Here is a 24172-nt window from a genome sequence, read left to right as displayed (position 1 = left end):
GGTTACGCTGGCGGACTGCGCTTCGCGCAGCCGCGAGCTAACCCACCCTGCTGGGTGCGAACTACAACTCTACTGGGTGCGAACTACAACTCTACGCCCTCCTCACGGTATCTCGCTCATCGTCACCTTGGCGGCGATCCCGGTCAGCTCGGGCTCTTGCGGCGCAAACTCCTCATCGGACGATGGACCGACCGAGACTTCGGTCATTCTGCGCTTGACCTGTTCGCAGGTCTTGCGGACGTCTTCGGTGAACAGCGCGCATTCTTCGATGCGCTTGAAGATCTTGCGTCCCTCTTCACGATACCCCGCCGCCGTTTCTCGCATGAAGGCGATCGCATCATGAACCTGGGCTGTCAGCGCCTCGCATTTTTGCGCGGCGTCGATCAACTCGGTGCCCATGGCCTCGATCTCTTTTGCGGCGGACTCATAGTCGCGAATGACCGCCTCTGCACTGAGCGCGCCGACACGCGACACGCCCGCGGTGTGCTCGACGTAATCAGGTAGAGCAATTGAAGTAATGGAGCTTCCCGAGCGGACAGACGCGATGTCCGCTTCGAGTTGGACCAAATTCACTCCTTCCCGTCTGCGCAATTGTTCAACACTTGCCATGACTAATCCTCCCAATAAGCGCCCAGAACCCCAAGCAGCATTGGGTTTATTACGGGGATAAGTGCCGTTCTACCCCGATGTATTGTTGACAGTCTCAGCTTTGCCATTTTTTCCCAACCGCTGACTGCGCACGCAGAGATAATGGTTCATCGGAATTCAACTTCTCCGCGTCGCGGTTGGCGAAGATGGTAGATGTCGCAAGAACCCGACCTATCCAACGACAAATGGGCCCGTTGGTTGAATCGATTGCCGCAGCAGATTCACCTCTCCCCGCCGGCGGGAGAGGTCGGCGCGCTCCAGGCGATGCGAAGCATCGTCCCGCGCGCCGGGTGAGGGCTCTCTCCTCTTGGGGATTGTCCCATCGCGGAAACACCCTCTCCCCGCCCCTCTCCCGCAAGCGGCAGAGGGAGTGCATCCGGGCTACGGCTCACTATTGGCCGATCGTCACATGCTTGGAATGTGATCGTTACTCACCACCAATACGGCCACCGCCATCCCTCATAGCGAACGTATGACGGCACCAGCGGCGGGCCGTAGGGATCGACCCGGTCGTCTTCAGGGCGATAACGATAGCGTGGAACAACATTGTAATCCCACGGCGTCGGCCGCAGCACGGGCGCCGTGACGATCAGTCTCTGCTGCGGCCCACGAACGAGATGCGCCTTCCGCGTCCGGGCCTCAGCACCTGATATCCCAAGGCTGCACAGCACCAGCGCCGTTCCGAGCGCACACGCGATGGTCTTTTTCTTCATGCGTTGGTCTCCTTCTCGAAGAGAGTGCAAAACGACGCAAAGCAAGGCAAGCGAATTCGCGCGAGGCGTTACTGCAGTTTCGCTGCCTCGCCACCGTCATTGCGAGGAGCTCTTGCGACGAAGCAATCCAGAAACTTTCCGCGGAGAGATTCTGGATTGCTTCGCTTCGCTCGCAATGACGGAGAGTGTGACAGCGAGCGTGAGAGGACTCACACCGCACCGACCTCCTCGGGCGCCGCGCCAGCCACGAGCCCATCGAGACCGACCATCAACAAATCCGCGATGTGCATCAGCTGGTAGAGCGGAATGTCCGCCTGGCCCTGCTCGGCCTGCGCCAGGAAGCCGGGCGCAACGCCGATGTGCTCGGCGAGCTGCGCCTCGGTGTAGCCGCGGGTCTCGCGCGCAGCCTTGACGCGCGCGCCGATGCCGAGGCGGTGCCGGGCCTGCTCCTCCGCGGTCATCATCACCGCCTGCTCGTCGGCGCTCGCATAACCATCCACGAACGCGCTGCCGGTCAGCCGGCCCTTGCGCCAGGCGACCCGGCAATCCTTGCGCAGGCCGCTCGAAAAAATCAGCGTGAACTGCCCGGCGACCCACAGCGACGAGTTGAGCTCGAGGCGCGCGCCGGTGCCGGAGACATCGCGGATCGTGCAGGGCACGCTGACGGTGCTACCGCTGCCATTGTCGAATTCGACGATGCCGGTCCTCAGCGTGTGATGCCTGACTGCGGCGCGATGATCGCTCATGACAGCTCCCAGAAGCTTGCGGCGGCGTCGAACGACGTGTCCGGCGCGGGCATAATCGGGGCGAAGATACCGCAGAATTTTCCTGCAACTCCTAAACGTCGAGCGGCCCGGCCGAGACTGCGCGGCATGGTAAAGAAACCCCTCCCCGCGCGCGAAAGCTACTCGCGCGCGCGGCGCAGGGCCTCTTCCAGCTTCTTCCTCTGCTTGTCCCAGCGGGCCTGCTCGGCCTCGGCGCGCTCGTCGAGGGCAGCCCGTTCGGCTTCGATCTCCTCCGCCCGCGCCTCGTGCTCCCGCCTCGCCTTGTCGAGCGCTGCCTCGGCTGCGGCGACGGCCTTCTCCCGCAGCGCGCGCTCCCTGGCGCGGGCGGCGTCCTCCTTGCGACGCTCGGCCTCGCGCCGCCGCTCCTCCTTCTCGAATGAAGCGGCGGCCTTGCGCGCGGCCTGATCGTCGATCTTGCGGGATGTTTTCTTTGCGGTCTTGGCCGGACGCTTCTTGGGTTTACGTCTGGGCTTGGTCTCGCCCTCGCCGAGATCGGCCGGCAGCTCCGCGCTCTCGGTGAACGGACCGTCCGAGCCGACCGGGCGCCTGAGCACGATGCCCGGCTTCGCCATGGTCGCTGCCACGATATCAGGATCATCGGTCTCCTTCGCGACGCCCTGATGGAAGAGATTGGAGCTGGCGCCCCAAGCGTGAAGCGCCGCCTTCATCGAGGGGGCGGCGATCGCCTGATCGTAGAAGCCGAGCGAGGTCTGGTAGGTCTTCAGTTTCTTTGGCATGTCGCTCCGATTGTAGCTTCGCTGTCCGCCAGCGATCGTAGCCCGGATTACGAGCTTCCAAGCAGCGCATCATATCCCTGCGCGCTGAAGGCCAGCAGACAGAAGCCATGCCCGAACGGATCGGCCAGCATCGCGATCCGCCCATAGGGTGCATCGCGCGCGGGCACCTCCAGGATCGCGCCCGCGCCGAGCGCACGCGCGACGGCCGCATCGACATCGTCGACGACGACATCGATATGCACAGGCGTCCAGTGCCGCTCGTAGCGGCGGCGGTCGCCGCCGGCGCCGATCGTGCCGGCCTGCTTGCTCAAGAGATACACCGGCGCCGGCCAGCCGAGCAGCTCGACGAAGTCGGCGCCGAAGCGGCGGCCGACCGTCAGGCCGAAGGCCTCGGTGTAGAAGCTCGTGGCTTTCCCGACGTCCGGGACATCGATGTTGAGGAGGAAGGTCATCGCGGGCTCGTCGCAAGTTGCGGAGCGAGCGTAGCCCGGATCGAGCGGCAGCGTCATGCGGTCGATGGCCGGGGCTATGCCCGGCCAGGACGCAGCAGGCTTAGCGGGCGGCGCCCGTGGTGACGTCGGCGGTCTTCGCCTTGCCCGCGCTGAGCACCTTTGCCTGGTGGATCGGAGCGACCGGGCTGGGCGCTGCGACCTGCTGCTCGACATGCGCAGCACCGAGCACGCGCACCTGCAGCGGAGAGACCGGGAAGCCGTTGGCCTCATAGGTCGGCAGCTCGGCGGCGACGGCGGCGGTGCCGCCCGCGATCGTCAGGATGGCGGCGGCGATCGACAGAGTCTTCTTGTTCATTGGTGATGCTCCAGAGGTGAGTGTCGGAGCATATTTAGGCGAACCTTGCTGCAATGCGACATGCGTTGTTGCATCGCAACATCGCGCCCGATGCATGACGATATGCTTAATGCGTACAAGGCGTTGGACGAATCAGGCCGGCTGCGACATGGCGCTTCCATGGGCGGTGCTCAGCCACCGAGCACATTGCCCCAGCCGTCGAAGAGATAGGTCTTCCAGGCCACTGTTCCATCCGCGCCGGGCCGGCTGGCACGCCGGTAGTCATCGGCCTGATCGGCGGTCCAGGTGATGATCGTATCCGAAAGACGGTCGTGCAGGATGGCGGGCTCGGTGGGATCGAAGTCGTCCATGGGACGAAGCGAAGAATGTGTCATGGCGCCTCCAACGCTCGAGCCGCCGCAAAGTTGCGGCAGGGCGTCGGGCAAAACATCGCGTCAGGGAAAAGGCGAATTGAGCGATGCAACAGAACGCATTCCTGTCATTGCAAGCGCAGCGACGCAAAGCGACGCTGCGCGTCCGTGACGCGAGGCGGATGATGCAGCAGCCTATTTCAACGCCGTCGCCAGCGATTGCAGCTTTGCGACGAGATTGGTGCCGAGAGCGTAGATGATCTCGATGATGGCGAGCGCGATCCCGGCTGCGATCAGGCCGTATTCGATCGCGGTGGCGCCAGATTCATCGGCAACGAATTCGGCCGCTATGCATTTCAAATTCACAGGCGATGTCCTTCCCACTTCTACCGGAGATTGCCGGCACGGGAGAAATGCAGGGTCACAATCCAAGATTGCGTAAATGCAATCGCTGCAAGTTGACGACAATGCTGCATTTGCCGTCGATTTCGCGCCGATGCGTGCCGGGACCGCGATGGAACCGGCGTTGCACCTCGGCAACACTCGCCTCGAAAAGCCCGCATTCGCCGATTTGCGCCATTGCGCTGCCACACCGTCCCCCGAACAATCGACCGCTGCGTGCCTTTCAGTGCAAGACTGGTTTCGTCAAGACTGTTTGCATCATGACTGTTCGAACAGATGGTCCGAACAGAACCGTTTGGAGGCAGGGATCATGAACGATCGGCGGTCTCTTCTGGTGGCGGTGTCGTGTCCCTCGGCCGTTCTCGCCGGCTGGCTGGCGTTGTCTCTCTCCGCCTATGCGCCTGCCTTGATCGAGAGCAGCGGCGCCAATGCGGCTGCCGTCTCGCCCGCCAAGGATCTTGGCCGCCTCGATCTCGCCGACGTGCCGCGCGCTGCGACCATCGAGGATGGCCTCGCCTTGACCGCCGACATCGCCGCCGCCGTCGCTGCGGCGCCTGCCCCGGCAGCGACAGCGCAGGCAACGCCCGAGGAGCCCGCCTCCGCCGTCAAGCTCGCTTCGGCCGACCCGGCGCTGATCCTGCCGAAGGAGGCCGCGCCTGCGCCGCAGATTTCGCCTGAACCCAAGTCCACCGTCGGCGAGGCTGCTCCCGTCCCTGCGCAAGAGCCCGTCAAGCTCGCATCCGCCGATCCCACCGAGATCGTGACGACGGACGCACTGTCCCCCGCGGCGATCGCGAGTGGTCCCGTCGTGCCTGCGAGCAACGCGTCGCCGCCTGCCGACACCGTCGCCGTGCTCGACGAATGCTTCGTCATCGACGCCTGCATCGACCGCTACCTCTGGGCGCTCTATCAGCGCACCGCGAAAGAGGACACGATCAAGGTTCAGGAGCGGCGCGCCGTCACCATCAAGCGCAAGGGCAAGACCGTCACGGTGATGCGCAGCTTCACGAAGCTGGTCGATCAGGACTTCGGCTGGAAGGATCCGAAGGCGGCCGAGCGCGCCGGCATGTCGATGATGGACTACGTCATCGGCGGCATGGACAAGAGCTTCAAGCGAAAGCTGTTCCGCACGCTGCTCGCGGCCGAAGCCGCCGGCCTGTCGCCGGGCATCACCAGCGCATTCCGCGACGATTACCGCCAGTCGATCGCGAGCGGCCTGAAGGCCGCCTCCGACCGCTCCTATCACGGCGGCAGCAGCCGTGGCGGCTACGGCCACGGCATGGCGGCCGACATTGTCAGCACTCAGGGCAATAACCGCGCGCAGCGCTGGGTCTCGACCGAGATCCTGTGGAAGTGGGTCGATGCCAACGGCAAGGCGTTCGGCATCGGCCGCCCCTATCTCGACCGCGATCCGCCGCATGTCGGCCCGATCGACGGCCAGGAATACATCTCGAAGCGCGGCACCTCCGATCGCAAGGAAGTTGCCAGCGCCAAGCCGAAGAAGCCGCGGGCTGTCGCCAGCGCCAGGCCCAAGGCGCACGCCGCGCGCGAGCAGAAGAGTCCGGCCAAGCCGCAGAAATCGGCGCAGTCGGCCGCCAAGCGCGCGACCTGAGCCGTCAGGCGTTGCGCCCCGCCGTCGGCAACGGCACGAGCCGCATCTCGGCGGAGCCGGCTTCCTGCGTGCGCACCAGCACAGCAAAGATCGTGTCGACCGCAAGCCGTACCGCCGACTCCATCACTTCGCCTTTGGCCAGCTGCGCCGCGATCAGCCCGGTGAGGAGGTCGCCGGTGCCGTAGGCGCGGATCGGCAGGCGCGGTGTCGCAAAGCGCGACAATCGCCCGTCGGCGCACAGGATCGTCTCCACCTGCCCCGCCGCCGTGTCAGCGAGGGTGCAGCCGGTGGCGACGACGTCGGTGCGTCCCGGCCCTGCCAGCACGGCGCACGCCGCGCTCAGGCCCTTCGCATCAGCGATCGTGACTCCCGAGAGCAGCTCGAGCTCGAACTGGTTCGGCGTCGTGAGGTTCGCCGCCGGCAGCAGCCGGTGCCGGACGACGTCCAAAATGCCGTCCGCGACATAGACGCGGCCGTCGTCGCCGATCACGGGATCGCAGAGATAGACGAGCTTCGCATTCCGCGTGCGCGCCCGCTCGACGAAATCAGCGATCACGACGGCATTGCCGGGCGAGCCGAGATAGCCGGTCACGAGCACGGCCGCCTCGTCGACGAGACCGCGCTCCTCCACGCCCTTCAGCAGATCGGCGACCAGCTCGGTTTCCAGCACCCGCCCGCGCAGGCTTGGATAGCGCGGATGGTTGGACAGCAGCGTCGTCGGCACCGCCGCAACGTTCACGCCCTCCGCCTGCATGGCGTAGGCAGCTGCGCTGTTGCCGACATGGCCGTGGACCACCTGGCTCTGGATGGAGATGACGAGCATGAGAGAGGTCCGTAGAGTCAAACACACAACGTGGCAAGAGTAGCCCGGATGGAGCGCACGCGTAATCCGGGACTCTTCGCGACACAGAACCCCGGATTTCGCATTCGCTCCATCCGGGCTACAGGCCGGTTTCGCGCTTCAGCGTCGTGCAAGCTCACCGAGATAGGCGCAGAACATGTCGGCCAGGCCGTCGGCATGACGCGCGATCTCGGCCTCGCTGCGCGGCGTCTCCGAAAATCGCTTGCCGACCTCGCTGAGTGTCGTCGTGATCAGCTCGCCCGCGAGGGCGCGCGTCGCATCGGATGCTCTCGGCAGCGCCTCCCCCATGAAGGCATCGACGATGCCCTTGCTGGCCGCTCGGGCGTCGTGCGCTTCGGGCGCGTCGCGATAGAGCGGCGCGGCGTCACTGAGGGCCGTGCGGATCGCAGCCTCCTCGCACTCGGAGCGGATGAAGGCATGGACCAGCGCGCGCAACCGCGCCGGTGGCGGCTTGGCCTGATCCGCGAGGATACTGCGCAGCAGCTCGCTCGTATGACGCCACTCGTCGCTCTGGAGACGAAACAGGATCGCAGCCTTGTTTGGAAAATATTGATAGAGCGACCCGACGCTCACCCCGGCCCGCTCCGCCACCCGCGCCGTGGTGAAACGCTGCGCGCCCTCCTTCGCCAGAACCTGAACAGCCGCATCGAGAATGGCCGCTACCAGCTCCGTCGAGCGGGCCTGTTGCGGCTGTTTTCGTGAGGAAATTGAACGGCTTCTACGATCGGCCATGGCTCACCGAGGCAACGCGAATAGGAAATGCGACGAATTAGTCGTATTTCAATCGGCGCGCAAGCACACGCTTCGTCGCCAACTTTGGAGACCTAAAATGACCACCCCGACCATCACAGCGCTTGCACCGCTGCTGGAGCGCCTGTTCGACGAGGCCGAGGCCGCAAGCGGCGCAACCGAAACGGCCGTTGCGGATCTGTCCGACTCAGACCGGGCGCGGATGATGCGGAGCAAGACCGATCATCGCGACCTCTATGGACGCCTGAAGGACGCCCCGCTCGCGGTCTCGCGCGAGACGGGAGCGCTGCTCTACATGCTGGCGCGCAGCTCCCGCGCCTGGTCCATCGTAGAGTTCGGCACGTCGTTCGGCATCTCGACGCTGCACCTCGCCGCAGGCCTACGCGACAACGGCGGCGGGCGGCTCATCACCAGCGAGTTCGAGCCGTCCAAGGCGGCGCGGGCGCGCGCAAACCTCTCGGCCGGCGGCTTGATCGATCTCGTCGAAATCCGCGAAGGCGACGCGCTGAAGACGCTCAGCACCGACCTGCCTGATACGATCGATCTCGTGCTGCTCGACGGTGCCAAGGCGCTCTATCCGGATATCCTTGATCTGCTGGAAGGCCATCTCGGGCCGGGCGCGATCATCGTCGCCGACAATGCCGACGACAGCCCCGACTATCTGGCACGCGTTCGCTCGCCCGGAAGCGGCTACATGTCCACAGCCTTCGCCGACGACGTCGAGCTGTCCGTGCGAATCAGCTAGCGCCGCATCGAAGCATCTCGATGCCGCCGCACGATTCATCGCGCGGCGGCATCGTGTTGCCTCGACCCCAGGTCAACGCGGGTCAACGGGTCCCGTCCGCATGATGTCGCAGGTTCGTCACTGACACATGATATCGGCTCGCGGCAAAAAGCCCGTCCCGCGCGGTCTCTTCCTTACGCCGAGAGGCTCATGACCTCCGCCTTCAATGCCTACGCAGCCCTCGCCCTCGCCATCGTGTTCGAGGTCACAGCGTCGGCGTTGCTGCAGCAGTCCGCTCAGTTCACCCGTCCCTGGCCGACGCTGGCGATGGTGCTGTTCTACGTCGCCTCGTTCTACGCGCTGTCGGTGGCGATCCGGGTCATCCCGTTGAGCATCGCCTATGCGATCTGGGGCGGGGTCGGCATCATCCTGACCGCCACCGTCTCGTTTGTGTTGTTCCGCCAGATACTGGACGCCGCAGCCTTCGTCGGCATCGCACTGATCGTATCCGGGGTCGTGATCATCAACCTGTTCTCGGAGACCACGGTGCGTTGATGCCGGATGGCTCCGGCGCGTGGTTATTGGCTCTGCACCGGCTTGGGCGGACGCGGCGCCTTTGCACCGGGCCTGGCAGCAGCCCGAGGCGTCGGACCGTCGACCGACTCCAGATAGGCGGCGAGTGCCTTGGCCGAGTCGGAGCTGGTCGCGTAGTGGTCCTTCAGGAACCAGGACAGCGTCAAGCTGAAGCGGCCCTTGGCAAGACCGCGTGGGCTGCGGTGGCAGGTCGCGCAGCCCTCAGCGAAGAGCTTCGCGGGCGATTTGCCGGCGTCGAGATTTTGCGCGACGGCGGCCGTCGCCGTCAGCACTGCGGCTGCTAGAATCATCAAGGGCGCGGTCAGCTCGCGCCCCGGTCGAAACAGCCAAGTCAAATGTCGTCCCCCTCGCCCCGTCTTACGATCAAGCTGCGGACAGCTGATCGAGTTCGGGCGGCGTGTAGGCCTTGCCGTCCTGGTCGGTGATGACGACCCGCCAGCCCTCGCTCGCCCACACTTTCGCCTTCGCCACGATGAGCAGCCGGCTCTCGCGGGCAACACTGTACTTCTCGTTGTCGCGTTCTGCGACCATCTTGTAGGCCAATTCGCATCCCCTTGCGTCGCCCTGCACCCGGCCTCCTCGTGGCAGCGGGCTTTGGCGGCAATTCGCCGAGAGCGTGGCAATTTGGTGCCATCCGCAGGCGGTATGGCCGGCCCCGTGCCATCGGCAACGGAGCCGATCCTGCTGCGTCGGATCGGCGCCAAAGTATGATCCGGACCCGAAGGGCCGCGTCAGCGCAAAGTGCGGAGCGGTTTTCCTTCGCGACAAACGCGAACGCGCTTGCGCGAGATCATGCGTCAAGAACAACCTAAAGCGCGATGACGATTTATCGCGCTTTAGTGCACGCGGATAATATGGGGGCGGCCGAGATTGATCAGGCCCTGCACCGCCGAGAGGCGATCGTCGAGGGCTGCAATGGTGAGCAGCAGATTATTGCGGCGCTCGTCGAGCAAACCCATCTCGGCGCCGGTGAGCTTTGTGCTGGCCCGTTCCTTGTGGATCGCTTCGAGGGATTTGCGCAGTCCAGCAATCAGGTTGGCCAGCTGCTTGGCCTCCTTGGTCATCGACCGCTTCGCGACATTTTGCTGACGGCGCGTCTCCGCTTGGCTCTGTCTCATCATCATCCTCCGGTGCCCCGCTGCCCCGAGTGGATGCTTACAGCTTTGGGTACACATATTACGATCGATGAAATCTGCCCGCGAAGAACTTTCTTAAATTGTACGTGCACGGAACTTAAGGCCGGCCGAAGCAGAAAGCCCGGCACGAGGGCCGGGCTTTCCTCAGGCAACGCTAGTGCTTCTCGTGACCCCCGCCCGGGCCACCAGCCGGGCCACCGCCGCCACGTGGCGCAGCATTGATGTGCGGAGCGCCGCCGCCACCGCCGTGCGGCATTGCAGGCGCGGCCGCGCGCGGTGCCGGCATCTGCGCGCGCGCATTCATCGGCGCACCGTGACTCACGTTCGGCTGCGCCACATGCGGCGTCGCGGGCCGGGCGGCCGGCGCGGCCGACACGCGCGGCGCTTCGTGCGCACGCGTCATCGGCTGCATGCGGTCGGCGGCGCGGCTTGCAGCTCGTTCGTGCATCATGCGTGCCTGAGCATCGCGCGGGCCACGGCTCTGCACGGCTGTCCGCTCTTGGGCGATGCGCTCGCTTCGTCCGGCACGCGTCCGGTCAGCCGTCACCGCAGCATCGCGCTTGGCGATGCCAGCGTCGCGCTTGGCGATTGCCGCGTCTCGCGGCGCAATCGACGCATCGTGCCGTGAGCTTGTGGCGTCACGTCCCGAGATCGCGGCGGCACCCTTGCCACGCACGCCTTGGCGTTCCAGCGCGATTGCCGCGTCACGCGTCGCTGCACGCCCGATACGGGCTGCGCCTGGGTCGATCGTCATCCGCGTTGCGAAGTGCTGATGCGAGGTCCAGTAATTATTCCAGTAAGCGTGGCGGTGATACCAGGGACGTCCCGCATAATAGCTCGACCAGTACGAGGTCAGCACGAACGGGACGACAGGCACATCGATCACGTCGACATAGTCGGGGAGATAGACGTAGCGATTGCGGTAGAGATATTCGAGATATTGTGAGGACACCCAGCCGCGATCGTCGGAGAAGCTGACGTCGCACTAGGCATTGCCGCGCAAGCAGCCATGGATGTTGACGCGGGCTCCGCCGGGGATGCGATCGACCAGGGGAAAGCCCGTGCCCGGCCCGGCACGCAGGCCGGTCGAGACGGTGACGATGCCCGGTGCGGCCAGCGTGGCCGTCGGGGCGAGCAACAATGCGGCAACCAAAATGCTTCTTAGTCTCATGGCGTGTTCCTCCTCTGCGAGACGGAACGCGCAGGCGGAATGAGCGTTCCGCCTGTCATCACTGCATCCGCCGAAAGATTGAGAACGCGCCGCGCGCGGAGTTCAATATTCATCCGCCGTTCATCGACACGGCGAGCGTAGCAATTCCAGCGTCAGTTCATCGGCAGCATGAAGGCGTCGAAGTACGAGGTGAGCCCGGCAAAGTCGTCGAGCGGCAGCACGCTCGCGACATACTGGTCGGGCCGCACGACCACGATGCAACCGGCCTTGCGATCGATGCCGCGCATGGCGAAGACGTCCTGACCGTTCTTGAAATCCGGACAGAACATCTTTTCGTAGTCATACAAACCGTAGCGGCCTTTGCTCGGGAGCAACAGCGGCGGCATCGCCTCGACGGCGAGTTCGCGATGATCCTGCTGAAACACCCCGCGCAGATCGATCACGTTGTCGATGTCGGCGCTACTGGGCGTATACCGCCGGATTGGAGATTTCCGGGAGTCAGCGAGGAAATTGCACAGCGCGCGAATGGCCGAGCCGGCGGCCGCAGGATCCTCCACGGGCGAGAACGCGTAGATGCGGAAACGGCCGTCGGCCTGCGCAGCGTGGCCGAGATGCACCGGCTTGGCGTCCGCCAGCCGGATCACCGGCGCGGAATGGAAGCGCTTGCCGACGACGAGGCCTTCCGCGAGATGCTGGTGCGTGGCCGTGCCGGTGAGAACCGATGGACGGTAATGCGTCGCGGTCCCTGCCGTGTAGCGTCCGTGCTGGACGAAATAATCCTGCGTCTTCGCCGCATCGGTACCGCCGGCCTTCGCGGCGGAGGCGAGAATTCCCGCCCATTCGCGGTCGAAATCGATCAGCTCCTTCGCGACCGCCTGGCGCTCCGCCGAATAGGAGTGCAAGAGGCTTGGGGCGCACTGCTTGCGCAGGACGGCGGCGAGCTTCCAGCCGAGATTGAAGGCGTCCTGCATCGAGACGTTCATGCCCTGCCCGGCCTTCGGGCTGTGAGTATGGCAGGCATCGCCGGCGATGAAGATGCGCGGCAGGCGCGTATCGATCTCCGCCTCCGGCACATCGTCGAACTTGTCGGTCAGGCGCTGGCCGATCTCGTAGACCGACCACCAGGCGATTTCCTTCACCTCGAGCGTATGCGGCTTCAGGATCCGCTGCGCTTTCGCGATCACGTCGTCGGCAGCGATGTTGCGATTGGCGACGCGCTCGCCGACATCGAGCTTGGCGAGCTCGACATAGATGCGGACCATATAGCCGCCTTCGCGCGGAATGATCAGCAGGCTGCCGTCCTTGGCCGACTGAATCAGGGATTTGAAACGGATGTCGGGAAAATCCGTCACCGCCAGCACGTCCATCACGCCCCAGGCGTGGTTGGCGGAATCGCCATGCAGCCCGCGTCCGATCGATTTGCGCACCGTGCTGCGTGCGCCGTCGCAGCCGACGACGTAGCGCGCCCTGATCATCTCGATCTTGCCCGCGTTCGCGGCATCGACGCGCTCGAGTCGCACGGTCACGGCATGATCGGTGGCATCAGCGGCCGGATCGACATGGAGATCAAGCACACGCCGGCTGTAATACGGCTCGAGCTTCGCCGGCGATTTGCGCATGACGTCGAGAAAGCAGTCATGGATTCGCGCCTGGTTCAGGATGACGTGCGGAAATTCCGACAGCCCGTCCTCGACGTCCTGCACCCGGCCGCTGCGGGTGATCTTCTCCGGCGTCCGCTCATCCGGCTTCCAGAACGTGGTCTCGTTGACCCAATACGCCTCCTTCAGCACACGTTCGCTGAAGCCATAGGCGTAAAACATCTCCATGGTGCGGCAGGCGATACCATCGGCCTGCCCGACCAGCAGGCGGTCCGGCTTCTGCTCGACGATGCAGGTCTTGATCTCAGGGAATTGCGCAAGCTGGGCGGCGAGCGTCAGGCCGGCGGGCCCGCAGCCGACGATGAGAACATCGACCTCCTCAGGCAAGACGCCTGTTGCGCCCGATACCTGAACGCGCGCGGCGGGATCGGCAATGTCAGGGTCGCCCGGCTGAAATCCATTGAGATGGAATTGCATGAGCACCTCTCCCGCGAGCGTTCTGTTTGATATTGATCAGTATGCTGACTATCAGTATACTTGTCAACGAGCGCGGGCCTAGGAGCCGAACTTAGTGAAAGACAACAACGACATGCCCGGGCATCTGGCGCGCCGCTTCCAGCAGATCGCGGTCGCGGTGTTCCTGGCCGAGGTCGAAGACGCCGGCTTCGATCTCACGCCGGTGCAATACGCTGCGCTTGCGACCATCAAGGCCAATCCGGGGCTGGACCAGGTGACGCTCGCGGGATTGATCGCCTACGATCGCACCACCATCACCGGCGTGATCGATCGTCTCGTCCAGAAGGGCCTCATAGAGCGCCGCCCCTCCAGCCGCGACCGCCGCGCGCGGGAGCTCGAGATCACCGACGAAGGCCGGCGCACGCTGCGCAAGATCACGCCCGCCGTCGAATCTGCGCAGCGCATCATGCTGCGTGGGCTCAGCGCGAAGGAGGGCGAGGAGCTGATGCGGCTGCTGCGCAAAGCCATCGCCGCGGGCAATCAGCTCAGCCGCGCCCCGCTGCGCGATGCGCAGGTCTGATCCCGCACCACGTCCGTATTTGTCGCAGCGCACGAAACCAGGAACTAACCTTCGACTGCTAACGTCGGCCGCATTGGGCGTCTAACGCGCGATTAACCTTGCGGGGCGGAGTTTCGGATGTTCAGGTTCCTCGTTATGGCCGCGGCCATCGCGCTCTCGACCGGTCACGCGCTCGCCAACGGCCATGGCGGCGGCGACGCCCCGCCCCCGCCGAAACCCGAGGCGACGACAGCACCGGCGAAGGTAGTCCTCACCAAGCAGGGTCCCAAGCTCGTCGATCTCAAGGGCATGACGCTCTACTATTACGAGCGCGACACCACCGGAAAGACCTCGAACTGCAACGGCAAGTGCACCGAGAGCTGGGTGCCGCTGGCGGCGACCGCCGACGCCAAGGCCGTCGGCGATTTCACCGTGATCAGCCGCAACGACGGCAGCAAGATGTGGGCGTACCGCTATCGTCCGCTCTACACCTCGCCGGCCGACAAGGCGCCGGGCGATGCCAACGGCAATGCCACGACACTGCAATGGCGCATCGCTCGGCCTGAGTAGCAGCGCATAACAACGCACCAAAACTCGAACTGACCGGTCGCTCGCTCACCCGCGCCAGCGCCCGCCCGTTTCGGCCTGCGCGCTCTGCCCTGGCGGCAGTACCACGACGGTCGAGCCCAGCTTCACCCGGTCGTAGAGATCGATGACGTCCTCGTTGCGCATCCGGATGCAGCCGGACGAGATCGCCTGCCCGATATATTCGGGCTGGTTGGTGCCGTGGATGCGGTAGAGCGTGTCCTTGTTGCCGACATAGAGATAGATGCCCCGCGCGCCCAGCGGATTGGCGGGACCGCCGGGAACGCGCGCCGGATACGGACCGAGCCGCGCCTGAATATCCGCTGTCGGAACCCAGTCCGGCCATTCCGCCAAGCGGCCGACCCGCGCGACGCCGGAGAACGCCATGGCTTCCTCACCGACCGCAACGCCGTAGCGGATCGCCTTGCCCTCGGGCAGCACGTAATAGAGATAGCGCGCATCGGTATCGACCAGGATCGTGCCCGGTTGCTCCTTGCGGTGGTAGTCCACGATATGGCGGAGATATTGCTCAGGCACGTTCGCCTGCGCGTAAGGCGTGTGCGCGAGCAACTGACGGTCGCGCGGCGTCATGCTCGCATTCGTCGATGGCGAAAGTGTCGTCTGCATGCAGCCGCCCAACGGCAGCAAGGTCGCGACGAACAAAACGAGTAGAGATCTTGACACCACCGGCCCCCCGATAGCGGATAGCAGCACTCCCAGCGTCGCCACATGCTGCCCAAATCGTGCTGAAAACAAGGCAGGACGGAACAATTGCGCGTGTTCGACAAACCGGGTTCCATCACCACAAACGGCGGAAGACTGTCGCATCATCTCCACCCCCTCGCCTTGCTTTGGTCAAACCCGGCTGGACTCGTGCGCCATGGAGGCCGACTTGGGGTTCGAGATGGGCTCACCTCAACAGATCGGTGCCGCGCCAATGCGGACGACCTAGACGTCAAACAACTGGGCTTCAAAGGAGCTGCGATGCTCGCGACGCTGAACGCCAAGCAAATCGTCGATGAGATCGTGAAGGACACGATCAAGGACAACGATCCGCACGACGCGCTTCAGATCTCTCCGGAGATCGTGCTGGCCTCACGGCCAGCGAGCGTGTCGCCTGCGCTGGCGCCGGAGATCGCGCCGCGTCCGGAGCCCAAATTTACTCCGGAGGCAAAGTTTACTCCGGAGCCGAAGTTCACTCTGGAGCCGCCGCGCGCGCCCGAGCCCACCATCAACGTCGTCTACGGAAAGGCCGCCGCGGCACCGTCGGTCGACACGGCTGTCCGCGTCACGTCTAGCGATGGTCCTGTCAGGCAGAAGCGATCCGCGATCGGCAAGTGGCTGCGCGGCGCGTTCGCCACGTTCCTGTTTGCAGGCGCCGGCGTGGCCGCCACCATCGCCTGGGAGAAGCACGGCGACACAGCAAAGCAAATGCTCGCCGAATGGACGCCGGTGTTGACGTCGCTGATGCCTTCCATGTCGCTGATGTCTTCGACATCGCAGACGACGCCCGTCGCGGCGGTAGAAGCTGCCCCGCCCGCAGCACCGGCGGCAACCGAACAAGCGGCCGATCAAGCTGCGACGCCGCCTGCGACCCAGCTTGCCGCCGCGCCCGCAACGGCGCAGCCCGACACCGCGCAGTCGTTGCAGTCAATGACGAACGATCTCGCCGCGATGGCGCAGCAGATCGAGCAGCTCAAGGCCAACATCGCCGAGTTGAAGGCAGGACAGGAGCAGATGGCGCGTGAGATGGCGAAGCTGCCTGCGCCAAAGCCCGTGGCGGCTGAGACGAGGCCGGCCGATCCGCGCCCGCGCGCTGCTGCGCTCCCGCCGCAGCCTGCCGCGCCGCCGGTTCACAAGCCCAAGCCGCCTGTCAAACCGGCTGTGACGCGGACCTACATGCCGGCCTACTCGCCCGCGCCGCTCGCGCCTCCGCCGCCATCGCAGGCAACCGCAGCCCCGCCGCCAGCACCGCCCGTTGCGACGACGCAAGCCGTTGCCGATGACGACGGGCCTGTCGTGCGTCCGCCAATGCCGCTGCGCTAGCGCAGCGGCAGGCGACACCACCATGCCACAACATCGCGCACGCTGTCCGAGTCGGCGTGACGCGTTGAGTCCGGGCGATTACGGGAAGCGATGCCTTGGGTCGTCTTCCGTTCAAGAGAAAAGGCCGTCGGGATCTATGCCGCCGGCCTTCTCTTGCAGCTGCCGGTTCCCGGAGCCCGGTTCTGCTGCAATTCCATGCCTTATGATCGCGCAGACATATTTAATAAACTCTTAACGAGCCCGCACGCTGCACATCATTTCTGCGCCATAAGCCCAGAGATTGCGCGGCCTGTTCATTCGGTAGATATCGACTCAGTGGTACTATCCGACATGTGTTGAGACTTGCACTGAAGCTCAGATCGTCACACCGGGGAATTCGGATGCCCTACTACTATTTCGATCTCGTGGTTGGTGAAGAGTTCAAGAACCAGGGTGGAATCATCCTCGAAGACATCGAGGTTGCCTCCGATCGCGCCGATCAATTGGCCTGCGAGCTGTCACAGGTGAAGCCGGAGCTGCAGCAGAAGGGCTGCGCCGTGCGCGTCACCGATCGCGATCACAACGAGCTCTATCGCACGCCGCTCGATCCGGTGCCGGCCTGGCAGCGCTAGAGCGCGATGAAATGAAGCTCGATTGCTGCGACTGAGGTGCGCTCCCTCTCCCGCTTGCGGGAGAGGGTTGGGGAGAGGGTGCTTCCGCAATGGGACAATCTCCAAGAGGAGAAAGCCCTCACCCGGCGCTTCGCGCCGACCTCTCCCGCAAGCAAGCGGGAGAGGTGAAGGAACCGCGGCCATCGATTCAACCTAAAGCCATTCCGCTTTAGGCTAATCCAGCGCCGGCGGCTCGAACCAGTTCGTCAGCGACAATCCGCCGTCGACGACGAACGCTGCGCCGGTGACGTAAGCGGAAAGCTCGTTCGACAGCACCGTGAGCGCCATCGGCACGAGGTCCTTGGCCTCGCCGAGACGCCCGAGCGGAATGTGCCGGGCCAGCGCGGGATCCGCGACAAAGCCACCGGCTGCGATCGCGCCGGGCACCAGCGCGTTGACGCGGATATCATGGCGGCCAAACGTCTTGGCGAGCTCCTTCACCAGCATCCCCAGCCCCGCCTTCGCCGTCGAATAATGCGGCAGGTTGCGCGGGGTGTCCGCATGCAGCGAGGTGAGAAACAAGAACGAGCCTGGCCGCTTCGCCGCGATCAGCCGTTTCGCAAGCTCGCGCGCCAGGTGAAAGCCGGCATCGAGATTGACGGCGTGCATCTCCTGCCAGGTCCTGCGATCGACCGCGAGCGCATGATCGGCCTCCCGCCGCGGCGGTGAGGCGCTGTGGACGAAATGCGTGACCTCGCCCAGCGCGGCATGTGCGGCGGCCAGCAGCTCGTCGCAGGCCTCCAGCCTGGCGAGATCGCCGACCCAAGGCACCGCCAGGCCCGGCTTCTCGCTCGCGCTGATCGCGGCACGCACCCGCTCCGCGCTCACATCCGCGAACATGGTGCGGACGCCCTCGCCGACCAAGCCTAGCGCGATGGCGCGGCCGATGCCGTTGCCCGCGCCGGTGACGAGCGCGGTGTCGCGTGCGGGATCGAACGGCGTGCTGAACAGGCTCATGTTGCGCTCCGAGGCTGGGGAGGCGCCAGGTTAGCCCACCGTCCGGACGGACGACAATCGCGCTCCGGCCCCATTGCCGAGCGGCGCGCCGGACGCTAGCCTCTCAAAAAACGGAGGAGGTTCCAAGGATGCGCACCGGTCTTCTGATGACGGGCCTGTTGCTGCTGGCTGCGCCGGCCCTGGCGGGCGACGCGCCGCCGCGGTCGACCTATGTGACGATGGTCTTGCAGGCCTTCGCCGCCAAGGTCGAGTGCCCCAACACGGACCTCGTCTATCAGGACCTCGTGCAGCGGGCGCAGCAGATGCACCTGCCCGACGGCACCACCGAGAAGGTGCGCAAGGCGATCGCCTGGATGCACACCGGCGGCAAGATGGGCGAGAAGCAGGACGACGATCTGATGGCCGAGGTCGCGGTCGCGACCCAGGCGACCGACATGGACCAGCGCCGCCTCGGCATGCCCGGCTGGTGCGAGGCGCAAAAGACCAATCTCGCCGGCCTGATCCGCAGCAAGGGCGGCTAGCACGCCGGCTTCGCCGCGTTAAGCGCGCCAGGACGGAACCTCTGCTGCGGCCCAAAATCGTCACAATCCTCGAAAGCATGCGGCCTCCTCGAATTCGAACAGGAGGTCCTCATGCGGAGTATCCATTTCGCTTTCGCCGGCGCGATTGCAGCCGCCGCGGTGCTGACTGCGCCCGCACTGGCGAGAAATTCCGACGCCCAGAAGGGCGAGGAAAAATCCACCTCGTCGTCCTGCAGCGCCTATCAGCAGGCGCCGGACGGCACGTGGGAACCGCTCCCCTGCAAGGAGTCGGGCGAGCGCGCGCAGCCCCAGACACACAATCGCAATTCGCAGCAAGGTGCTGACCGCGGGGAGCGTTGAGCGCGTCCGGGCCTGTGAATGTCAGCTCTGATGCGGGCCGCGCATGATCTTCATGGCGTCCACGATGTGACGCCACTCCTTGGCCTCTTCGGCCTCGCCGCGGCCCTCGCAGGCCTGGGCCTGCTCGGCGGCCTTCGCGATCGCAGCAAAACCGTGCTGTTCGAGCATCTGCCGGGCAACGGTATGGACCTGGACCTCGGACATCATGGGCGCTCTCCCGTCTGACCAACCGTGGTGCAACGCTCCCGCGGGTTGTTCACAACGATCGAAGCCCGGAGCGCGTTCCGTCCGATCGATGTGAGCCCAAAGACGACGTGAGCCGAAGACAAAGGCGGCCCGCCATGCCCGGCGGACCGCCTTCTCACCCACCCCAAAAGGGAGCCTTCGGCCGCGTCGCCTACGCGACCGCCACCCTCTTGCGCTCGAAGTCGTTGGGCACCTCGATGTCGACCTCCAGGGTCGAGACCTCGTCGCCGCGCTCGAGCCGGACGATGACCTTGGTCGGGTCCAGCATCACGTGCTTGGACACGACGGCGAGAATTTCCTCACGCAGCACACCGAGCAGATCGGGCTGGCCGCGCATTCCGCGTTCATGGGCAAGCAGGATCTGCAGCCGTTCGCGAGCGACGGGTGCCGAGGCCTTCTTGCCGCGGAGAAGTCGAAGCAGACCCATGCTCATGCAGCCCTCCGTCGCAGCAGACGATCCATCAGACCTCTGCGCTCGGCAGGAACATGCATCGTCACGTTCTCGCCGCAGAGGCGCTTGGCCGCATCTATATAGGCCCGCGCCGGCGCGCCGTCCGCGTTCGACAGAGTCACCGGCGTGCCGACGTTGGAGGCCTTCAACACGTCCTGGCTCTCGGGGATGATGCCGAGCAGGGGCGTGGCAAGGATCTCGAGGATGTCGTCGATGGTCAGCATCTCGCCGCGCGCGGCGCGCGAGGGATCGTAGCGGGTGATGAGAATGTGCTTCTCGACGCGCTCGCCCTTCTCGGCCCGCACCGTCTTGGAGTCGAGCATGCCGATGATGCGGTCGGAATCGCGCACCGAGGAGACTTCCGGATTGGTGACGATCACGGCCTCGTCGGCGAAACGCATCGCCATGGAGGCGCCGCGCTCGATGCCGGCCGGGCTGTCGCAGATCACCCAGTCGAAGCGGCTGCGCAACTCGGCGATGACCTTGCCGACGCCCTCTTCGGTCAGCGCGTCCTTGTCGCGGGTTTGCGAAGCCGGCAGCAGCCAGAGATTCTCCAGCCGTTTGTCGCGGATCAGCGCCTGCGGCAGCTTTGCGACGCCCTGCACCACGTTGATGAGGTCGAACACGACGCGGCGTTCGGCACCCATGACGAGGTCGAGGTTGCGCAGGCCGACGTCGAAATCGACGACGACCACCTTGTCGCCGCGCTGCGCGAGCGCCGCTCCGAGCGCGGCAGTCGTCGTGGTCTTGCCGACCCCGCCCTTGCCTGATGTCACGACCAGTACCTTACTCATCTGAAATGTCTCCTTTGCTGGTCAGTTCAGTGCTGTAATTCGCATGGTATTCCCCTGCAGCCAGGCCTGCGCCGGCTTGCCGCGCAGGGCCTCGTCGATGTCGTCGGCGGTCTGATAAAACCCATCGATTGCAAGCAGTTCGGCTTCGATCTTCTGGCAATAGATGCGCGCGCTCGTGTGTCCGTTCACGCCCGCCATGGCGCGGCCGCGCAGCGCGCCGTAGACGTGGATCGAGCCGCCGGCGACGACCTCGGCGCCGGAGCCGACCGAGCCGAGAATGGTGACGTCGCCTTCGGGGAAGATCACGGTCTGGCCCGACCGCACTGGGGTTTCGAGCAGCAGCGACGTCGGCTTGGTCTCAGCCTTCACTTCGGCCTTCTTCGGCGCGCTCGGCTCGACCACGCAGCTGCGCCCGCCCGACAGGAGTGGCGGCATCACCGGGGTCAGCCTTCCCTCCTCCACGCCCTCGATGCCGAGCACGCGAATGTTGCGGTCCTGAAGGCTGGTGAGCAGATGGCCGATACCGGCCTGGCTGAGGTCGACCGAGGACAGATCGATCACCACGGGCCGGCCGGCGAAGAAGCCCGGCGACCGCGCGATGGTGGCGTCGATCTCATGCAGCCAGTCCTGGACCGGAACCGTCGGCGTGAACACGAAAGCCACATAGGAGCGCCCGCGCAGGCGCACCATTTGACGTTGGACTTTTGCTGCAGCCTCCATAGCGGCCGACTCGTTCCCTGTTATTGAATGGTTAACGATGCGGCGGATATGGTTAACGACGAGTTAATGTCTCCGTGGGGTTACGTGGGGAGATGGGGTGCGCTGGCCTCGCGATCGGTTTGGACAAGCGTTGAACGGGCGCACTCGCCCCGCACACGCCTGTCATCGCCCGGCTTGGCCGGGCGATCCAGTACTCCGAGACAGTCGTGATTCGCGGAAAGGCCGCGGCGTACTGGATGCCCCGGTCAAGCCGGGGCATGACACCGGTGTGTGGGGCGGGCGCTGCGGCGTGCGCCCTACTTCTTCACCTTGCTCGCATCCATCTTGATGCTGGGATCGAGCATCCTGGTCGTGAACGCCGTCGTCACGTCGAACGGCTTCTCCATGCCGAGATAGGTCTGGACTAGCTCGTAGTCCTTCTTCATCCGCTCGCCCTCGATCCAGCCGAGACCCTTGGTGGTCGTGAACTCGTCGGTCATCAGGAACTTGATGCGCTCCCACTGGCGCTCCTGGTTCTCCTTGTCGAGGCCGGAGACCTGGTCGAGCAGCGCCTTCAGGCACGGCGTGACGTCGGCAACGCAGGCCGCAAAGGCCTTCTGCGTGACGCGCACGAAGTCTTCGACGACCTTCGGATTCTTCTGCAAGTAAGCGCCATTGACGATCAGCGAATTGCCGTAAGGGTTGAGCCCGATGTCCTTCCAGTTGACGTAGCCGAGATCGGGCCCGAACTCGATCACCTTCAGGTCGTGCTCGTTGTAGAAGTCGCTGATGATATCGACGGTGTGGCTCTTCAGCGCCGCGATCTTCGCGGTCGGTCCGACATTGACGAAGCCGACGGAGTCGGGCGCAAGCCCTGCCGCCTTGGCGAACGCCGGCCACATCACGCGCGAGGCATCGCCCGGCGGATTGCCGATCTTGTGGCCGGCGAAATCCTTCACCCCGTTCACGCCATAGCTCTTCAGCCAGTAGAAGGTCTGGCCGGTATTGGCATAGACGCTCATCACCGCAACCGTGTCGGCGCCCTTGCTCTTGGCCACCAGCATGGTGGCGAGATCGGCGACGCCGAACGGCGAGCCGCCCGAGCCGACCTTGGCCGCGGAGACGCCGGAGCCCTTGCCAGTCTCGATGGTGAGGTCGATGCCCGCCTTCTCGTACCAGCCCTGCGCCTTGGCGTAATAATACGGCGAGTGGTCGGCTGTCGGCGTCCAGTTCAGGATCAGATTGACCGCCTCTCCCGCATGCGCGGGCACCGCCGACACACCGAGCCCCAAGGCCATTACCAGGGCCGAGCCCGCCGCCTGCAAACGCTTCATCGCATCTCTCCTCGTTGCCGCGACCCGGCTTGTCGCTCTCCCCTTGTGAGGATACCAATGCAACAAGCCTGCCCTTCACTTGTCAACTGTTTGGTTGGAAATGCCTGCAAAACGATCTGGCGACACCGTGCCGCAGCGCCGCGACCCCGTCGCCACCCGCAAGAAGCTGCTGACCGCGGCGCGCCAGGAATTCGCCCGGCACGGCCTTGCGGGCGCCCGCGTCGACGAGATCGCCGAGCGTGCCGGCGTCAACAAGCAGCTCGTCTATCACTATTTCGGCGACAAGGACGCGCTGTACCTCGCCGTGCTCGAATGGGTCTACGAGGACATCCGCGAGCAGGAGCGCAGGCTCAATCTCGAGGGCCTGCCGCCGGAGAAGGCGATCCGCAAGCTGATCGAAGCTTCGTTCGATCATCTGGCTGCAAACCCTGATTTCATCGTGCTTTTGAACGACGAGAACCGCGGCGGCGCGCGCCACGTCCGCGGCTCGACCCGGCTGGAAGCGATGCACTCACCGCTCGTCAAAAGCGTGTCCCACATCCTCAACGAGGGGGTGCGCTCGGGCGTATTCCGCAACGGGATCGATCCCGTCCAGCTCTATATCTCGATTGCGGGCCTCAGCTATTTCTTCTTCTCCAACACGCCGACGCTGTCGGCGATCTTCGGCAAGGATCTGTCGAGCCGCGCCCAGCGGCGCGCCCGGCGCCGGCACGTCGCCGACCTCGTGCTGCAGTCGCTCCGGCCATAATCAACCAACTGGTTGAAACTTCCCTCAAGGACGACTAGGCTTGCGACCCGCGGCAGGGTGGTTGCCAGCAACAGGGAGCAGTCGGTGGCAGGAGACAGCGCACGCAGCTCGCGCAGCTTTGCGATCATCCTGATCGTGCATCTCGCCGTGCTCGTTCTGTGGCAGGTTGCGGTCGACGCCTTCCACGTGCCGAAATTCATCCTGCCCTCGCCGCTCGCGACAATTCAAACACTGGGGACCACAGGCTACGCCTGGGGCGCCAACACGCTGGTGACGGCGATCGAGATCCTCGGCGGCTTCGCACTCGGCGCATTCGTCGGCGTCGCGCTCGCGGTGATCTTCAGCTGGGCGCCGCTGCTGAGCCTCGTGCTGCTACCGCTGTTCGTGACGCTGAACATGATTCCGAAAGTCGCGCTCGGCCCGCTCTTCATCGTCTGGTTCTCCTACGGCATCGTGCCGAACATCCTGATCGCCTTCAGCATCTGCTTCTTCCCGATCCTGCTCACCACCGCGCGCGGCTTGCGCGAGGTCGAGCCTGACCTGCTCGATCTCGTCAAATCGCTGCGCGGCTCGCGCTGGACGCTGTTCCGCAAGATCCAGCTGCCGGGATCGCTGCCTTACGTGTTCTCCGGCATGAAGGTCGGCGCCATCCTCGCGGTCGCCGGCGCCATCGTCGGCGAGTTCATCGCCTCCGAGCGCGGGCTTGGCTACCTCATGATCCAGGTGCAGTCCTCGCTCGATACGCCCGCGATGGTGATGGCGGTCGTGCTGCTGACGCTGCTTGGCGTCGCACTCTACGGCCTGGTGCTCGCCCTCGAACGCATGTTCGTGGTCGGCGACGCAAGACAGACCTGACAACGGCAGAACTAAGGACCAA

33 protein-coding genes and 1 pseudogene are annotated in these 24172 nt (G+C 64.9%); 11 read left to right on the top strand and 23 right to left on the bottom strand.

The annotated features are described in order from the left end of the window. Positions 1-102: 102 nt before the first annotated feature. The 9 genes from YU9_RS0107355 to YU9_RS47495 all read right to left on the bottom strand — a co-directional run bounded on the left by YU9_RS0107355 (position 103) and on the right by YU9_RS47495 (position 4620). Positions 103-609, bottom strand: a complete 507-nt coding sequence (locus YU9_RS0107355; protein WP_027572216.1) for a hypothetical protein — start codon at positions 607-609, stop codon at positions 103-105. Positions 610-1079: 470 nt separating this feature from the next. Continuing rightward, positions 1080-1361, bottom strand: a complete 282-nt coding sequence (locus YU9_RS45510) for a hypothetical protein (RefSeq protein WP_084298917.1) — start codon at positions 1359-1361, stop codon at positions 1080-1082. Between the two features lie 209 nt (positions 1362-1570). Continuing rightward, positions 1571-2107 (bottom strand): helix-turn-helix domain-containing protein, encoded by a 537-nt coding sequence (locus YU9_RS0107350; RefSeq protein ID WP_027572215.1) that lies wholly within the window; start codon positions 2105-2107, stop codon positions 1571-1573. Between the two features lie 158 nt (positions 2108-2265). After that, entirely contained in the window at positions 2266-2883 is a 618-nt protein-coding gene (locus YU9_RS0107345) for a hypothetical protein (protein ID WP_027572214.1), read from the bottom strand. Between the two features lie 47 nt (positions 2884-2930). Continuing rightward, entirely contained in the window at positions 2931-3335 is a 405-nt protein-coding gene (locus YU9_RS0107340) for a VOC family protein (protein ID WP_027572213.1), read from the bottom strand. 100 nt (positions 3336-3435) lie between these two features. Beyond that, positions 3436-3690 carry a hypothetical protein gene (locus tag YU9_RS0107335; RefSeq protein WP_027572212.1) on the bottom strand — a complete coding sequence of 85 codons (255 nt, stop codon included), beginning with the start codon at positions 3688-3690 and terminating at the stop codon, positions 3436-3438. Between the two features lie 170 nt (positions 3691-3860). Further along, positions 3861-4064: a hypothetical protein gene (locus YU9_RS0107330; protein WP_027572211.1), complete on the bottom strand. Its 204-nt coding sequence runs from the start codon at positions 4062-4064 to the stop codon at positions 3861-3863. Positions 4065-4235: 171 nt separating this feature from the next. Then, the gene (locus YU9_RS0107325; RefSeq protein WP_027572210.1) at positions 4236-4400 is read right to left on the bottom strand and encodes a Flp family type IVb pilin; all 165 of its coding nucleotides are present in this window, start codon (positions 4398-4400) and stop codon (positions 4236-4238) included. Positions 4401-4461: 61 nt separating this feature from the next. Then, positions 4462-4620 carry a hypothetical protein gene (locus tag YU9_RS47495; RefSeq protein ID WP_156951741.1) on the bottom strand — a complete coding sequence of 53 codons (159 nt, stop codon included), beginning with the start codon at positions 4618-4620 and terminating at the stop codon, positions 4462-4464. 132 nt (positions 4621-4752) lie between these two features. Between YU9_RS47495 and YU9_RS0107315 the strand changes: the two genes are divergently transcribed. Beyond that, positions 4753-6054: a hypothetical protein gene (locus YU9_RS0107315; RefSeq protein WP_027572209.1), complete on the top strand. Its 1302-nt coding sequence runs from the start codon at positions 4753-4755 to the stop codon at positions 6052-6054. Between the two features lie 4 nt (positions 6055-6058). Here YU9_RS0107315 and pdxY read toward each other — a convergent pair whose 3' ends face one another. Together pdxY and YU9_RS0107305 are read right to left on the bottom strand one after the other, a co-directional pair. Continuing rightward, positions 6059-6877: a pyridoxal kinase gene (pdxY, locus tag YU9_RS0107310; protein ID WP_027572208.1), complete on the bottom strand. Its 819-nt coding sequence runs from the start codon at positions 6875-6877 to the stop codon at positions 6059-6061. A 138-nt stretch (positions 6878-7015) separates the two neighbouring features. Then, the gene (locus YU9_RS0107305) at positions 7016-7648 is read right to left on the bottom strand and encodes a TetR family transcriptional regulator (RefSeq protein ID WP_027572207.1); all 633 of its coding nucleotides are present in this window, start codon (positions 7646-7648) and stop codon (positions 7016-7018) included. Between the two features lie 97 nt (positions 7649-7745). On the opposite strand from YU9_RS0107305, the gene YU9_RS0107300 reads away from it, so the two are divergent. Next, positions 7746-8411 carry an O-methyltransferase gene (locus YU9_RS0107300; protein WP_027572206.1) on the top strand — a complete coding sequence of 222 codons (666 nt, stop codon included), beginning with the start codon at positions 7746-7748 and terminating at the stop codon, positions 8409-8411. Between the two features lie 189 nt (positions 8412-8600). Beyond that, positions 8601-8945, top strand: coding sequence for a multidrug efflux SMR transporter (locus YU9_RS0107295; RefSeq protein ID WP_027572205.1), 345 nt, complete (start codon positions 8601-8603; stop codon positions 8943-8945). A gap of 23 nt (positions 8946-8968) precedes the next feature. Here the strand turns inward: YU9_RS0107295 and YU9_RS0107290 are convergent, their stop codons facing one another. The 5 genes and pseudogenes from YU9_RS0107290 to YU9_RS0107270 all read right to left on the bottom strand — a co-directional run bounded on the left by YU9_RS0107290 (position 8969) and on the right by YU9_RS0107270 (position 13366). Beyond that, the gene (locus tag YU9_RS0107290) at positions 8969-9274 is read right to left on the bottom strand and encodes a hypothetical protein (protein ID WP_036017156.1); all 306 of its coding nucleotides are present in this window, start codon (positions 9272-9274) and stop codon (positions 8969-8971) included. A gap of 73 nt (positions 9275-9347) precedes the next feature. Further along, the gene (locus YU9_RS0107285; protein WP_027572203.1) at positions 9348-9554 is read right to left on the bottom strand and encodes a hypothetical protein; all 207 of its coding nucleotides are present in this window, start codon (positions 9552-9554) and stop codon (positions 9348-9350) included. A gap of 266 nt (positions 9555-9820) precedes the next feature. After that, the gene (locus YU9_RS0107280) at positions 9821-10102 is read right to left on the bottom strand and encodes a hypothetical protein (RefSeq protein WP_027572202.1); all 282 of its coding nucleotides are present in this window, start codon (positions 10100-10102) and stop codon (positions 9821-9823) included. Positions 10103-10274: 172 nt separating this feature from the next. After that, a pseudogene (locus YU9_RS41100) lies at positions 10275-11291 on the bottom strand (SH3 domain-containing protein). A 152-nt stretch (positions 11292-11443) separates the two neighbouring features. After that, a complete protein-coding gene (locus tag YU9_RS0107270; RefSeq protein WP_027572201.1) occupies positions 11444-13366 on the bottom strand; it encodes an FAD-binding monooxygenase in 1923 nt (640 codons plus the stop codon). A 94-nt stretch (positions 13367-13460) separates the two neighbouring features. On the opposite strand from YU9_RS0107270, the gene YU9_RS0107265 reads away from it, so the two are divergent. Then, the gene (locus YU9_RS0107265) at positions 13461-13925 is read left to right on the top strand and encodes a MarR family winged helix-turn-helix transcriptional regulator (protein ID WP_027572200.1); all 465 of its coding nucleotides are present in this window, start codon (positions 13461-13463) and stop codon (positions 13923-13925) included. Positions 13926-14042: 117 nt separating this feature from the next. After that, complete coding sequence (locus YU9_RS0107260; protein WP_027572199.1) at positions 14043-14474, top strand: hypothetical protein; 432 nt, start codon at positions 14043-14045, stop codon at positions 14472-14474. 45 nt (positions 14475-14519) lie between these two features. Here YU9_RS0107260 and YU9_RS0107255 read toward each other — a convergent pair whose 3' ends face one another. Next, positions 14520-15116, bottom strand: a complete 597-nt coding sequence (locus YU9_RS0107255) for a L,D-transpeptidase (RefSeq protein ID WP_371259123.1) — start codon at positions 15114-15116, stop codon at positions 14520-14522. A gap of 357 nt (positions 15117-15473) precedes the next feature. Between YU9_RS0107255 and YU9_RS0107250 the strand changes: the two genes are divergently transcribed. Both YU9_RS0107250 and YU9_RS0107245 read left to right on the top strand, forming a co-directional pair. Continuing rightward, positions 15474-16535: a hypothetical protein gene (locus YU9_RS0107250; RefSeq protein WP_027572197.1), complete on the top strand. Its 1062-nt coding sequence runs from the start codon at positions 15474-15476 to the stop codon at positions 16533-16535. A gap of 380 nt (positions 16536-16915) precedes the next feature. Further along, complete coding sequence (locus YU9_RS0107245; protein WP_025035960.1) at positions 16916-17146, top strand: hypothetical protein; 231 nt, start codon at positions 16916-16918, stop codon at positions 17144-17146. Positions 17147-17359: 213 nt separating this feature from the next. Here the strand turns inward: YU9_RS0107245 and YU9_RS0107240 are convergent, their stop codons facing one another. After that, a complete protein-coding gene (locus YU9_RS0107240) occupies positions 17360-18142 on the bottom strand; it encodes an SDR family NAD(P)-dependent oxidoreductase (RefSeq protein WP_027572196.1) in 783 nt (260 codons plus the stop codon). A 128-nt stretch (positions 18143-18270) separates the two neighbouring features. On the opposite strand from YU9_RS0107240, the gene YU9_RS0107235 reads away from it, so the two are divergent. Both YU9_RS0107235 and YU9_RS0107230 read left to right on the top strand, forming a co-directional pair. Further along, the gene (locus tag YU9_RS0107235; protein ID WP_027572195.1) at positions 18271-18663 is read left to right on the top strand and encodes a hypothetical protein; all 393 of its coding nucleotides are present in this window, start codon (positions 18271-18273) and stop codon (positions 18661-18663) included. A gap of 111 nt (positions 18664-18774) precedes the next feature. Beyond that, entirely contained in the window at positions 18775-19023 is a 249-nt protein-coding gene (locus YU9_RS0107230) for a hypothetical protein (RefSeq protein WP_027572194.1), read from the top strand. A gap of 21 nt (positions 19024-19044) precedes the next feature. On the opposite strand, the gene YU9_RS0107225 is transcribed toward YU9_RS0107230, so the two are convergent. The 5 genes from YU9_RS0107225 to YU9_RS0107205 form a co-directional block, all read right to left on the bottom strand. Further along, complete coding sequence (locus YU9_RS0107225; RefSeq protein WP_027572193.1) at positions 19045-19230, bottom strand: hypothetical protein; 186 nt, start codon at positions 19228-19230, stop codon at positions 19045-19047. A 190-nt stretch (positions 19231-19420) separates the two neighbouring features. Then, positions 19421-19702 carry a cell division topological specificity factor MinE gene (gene minE, locus YU9_RS0107220; protein ID WP_027572192.1) on the bottom strand — a complete coding sequence of 94 codons (282 nt, stop codon included), beginning with the start codon at positions 19700-19702 and terminating at the stop codon, positions 19421-19423. Further along, on the bottom strand, positions 19699-20514 hold the full coding sequence (minD, locus tag YU9_RS0107215) for a septum site-determining protein MinD (protein WP_027572191.1): 816 nt from the start codon (positions 20512-20514) through the stop codon (positions 19699-19701). Before minD ends, minE begins: the two co-directional genes overlap by 4 nt. A 21-nt stretch (positions 20515-20535) precedes the next feature. Next, positions 20536-21234, bottom strand: a complete 699-nt coding sequence (gene minC, locus YU9_RS0107210; protein WP_027572190.1) for a septum site-determining protein MinC — start codon at positions 21232-21234, stop codon at positions 20536-20538. Between the two features lie 296 nt (positions 21235-21530). Further along, on the bottom strand, positions 21531-22547 hold the full coding sequence (locus YU9_RS0107205) for an ABC transporter substrate-binding protein (RefSeq protein WP_027572189.1): 1017 nt from the start codon (positions 22545-22547) through the stop codon (positions 21531-21533). A gap of 100 nt (positions 22548-22647) precedes the next feature. Here YU9_RS0107205 and YU9_RS0107200 point away from each other — a divergent pair, with 100 nt between their 5' ends. After that, positions 22648-23295 (top strand): TetR/AcrR family transcriptional regulator, encoded by a 648-nt coding sequence (locus YU9_RS0107200; protein ID WP_027572188.1) that lies wholly within the window; start codon positions 22648-22650, stop codon positions 23293-23295. Between the two features lie 84 nt (positions 23296-23379). Next, the gene (locus tag YU9_RS0107195; protein WP_027572187.1) at positions 23380-24150 is read left to right on the top strand and encodes an ABC transporter permease; all 771 of its coding nucleotides are present in this window, start codon (positions 23380-23382) and stop codon (positions 24148-24150) included. Positions 24151-24172: the final 22 nt, after the last annotated feature.

This window comes from Bradyrhizobium sp. WSM1743, assembly GCF_000473065.1.
In the GTDB taxonomy this organism is placed as follows: Bacteria; Pseudomonadota; Alphaproteobacteria; order Rhizobiales; family Xanthobacteraceae; genus Bradyrhizobium.
The sequence above is the reverse complement of the archived record's forward strand: the minus strand, read 5'-3'. Positions and strand labels throughout refer to the sequence as shown.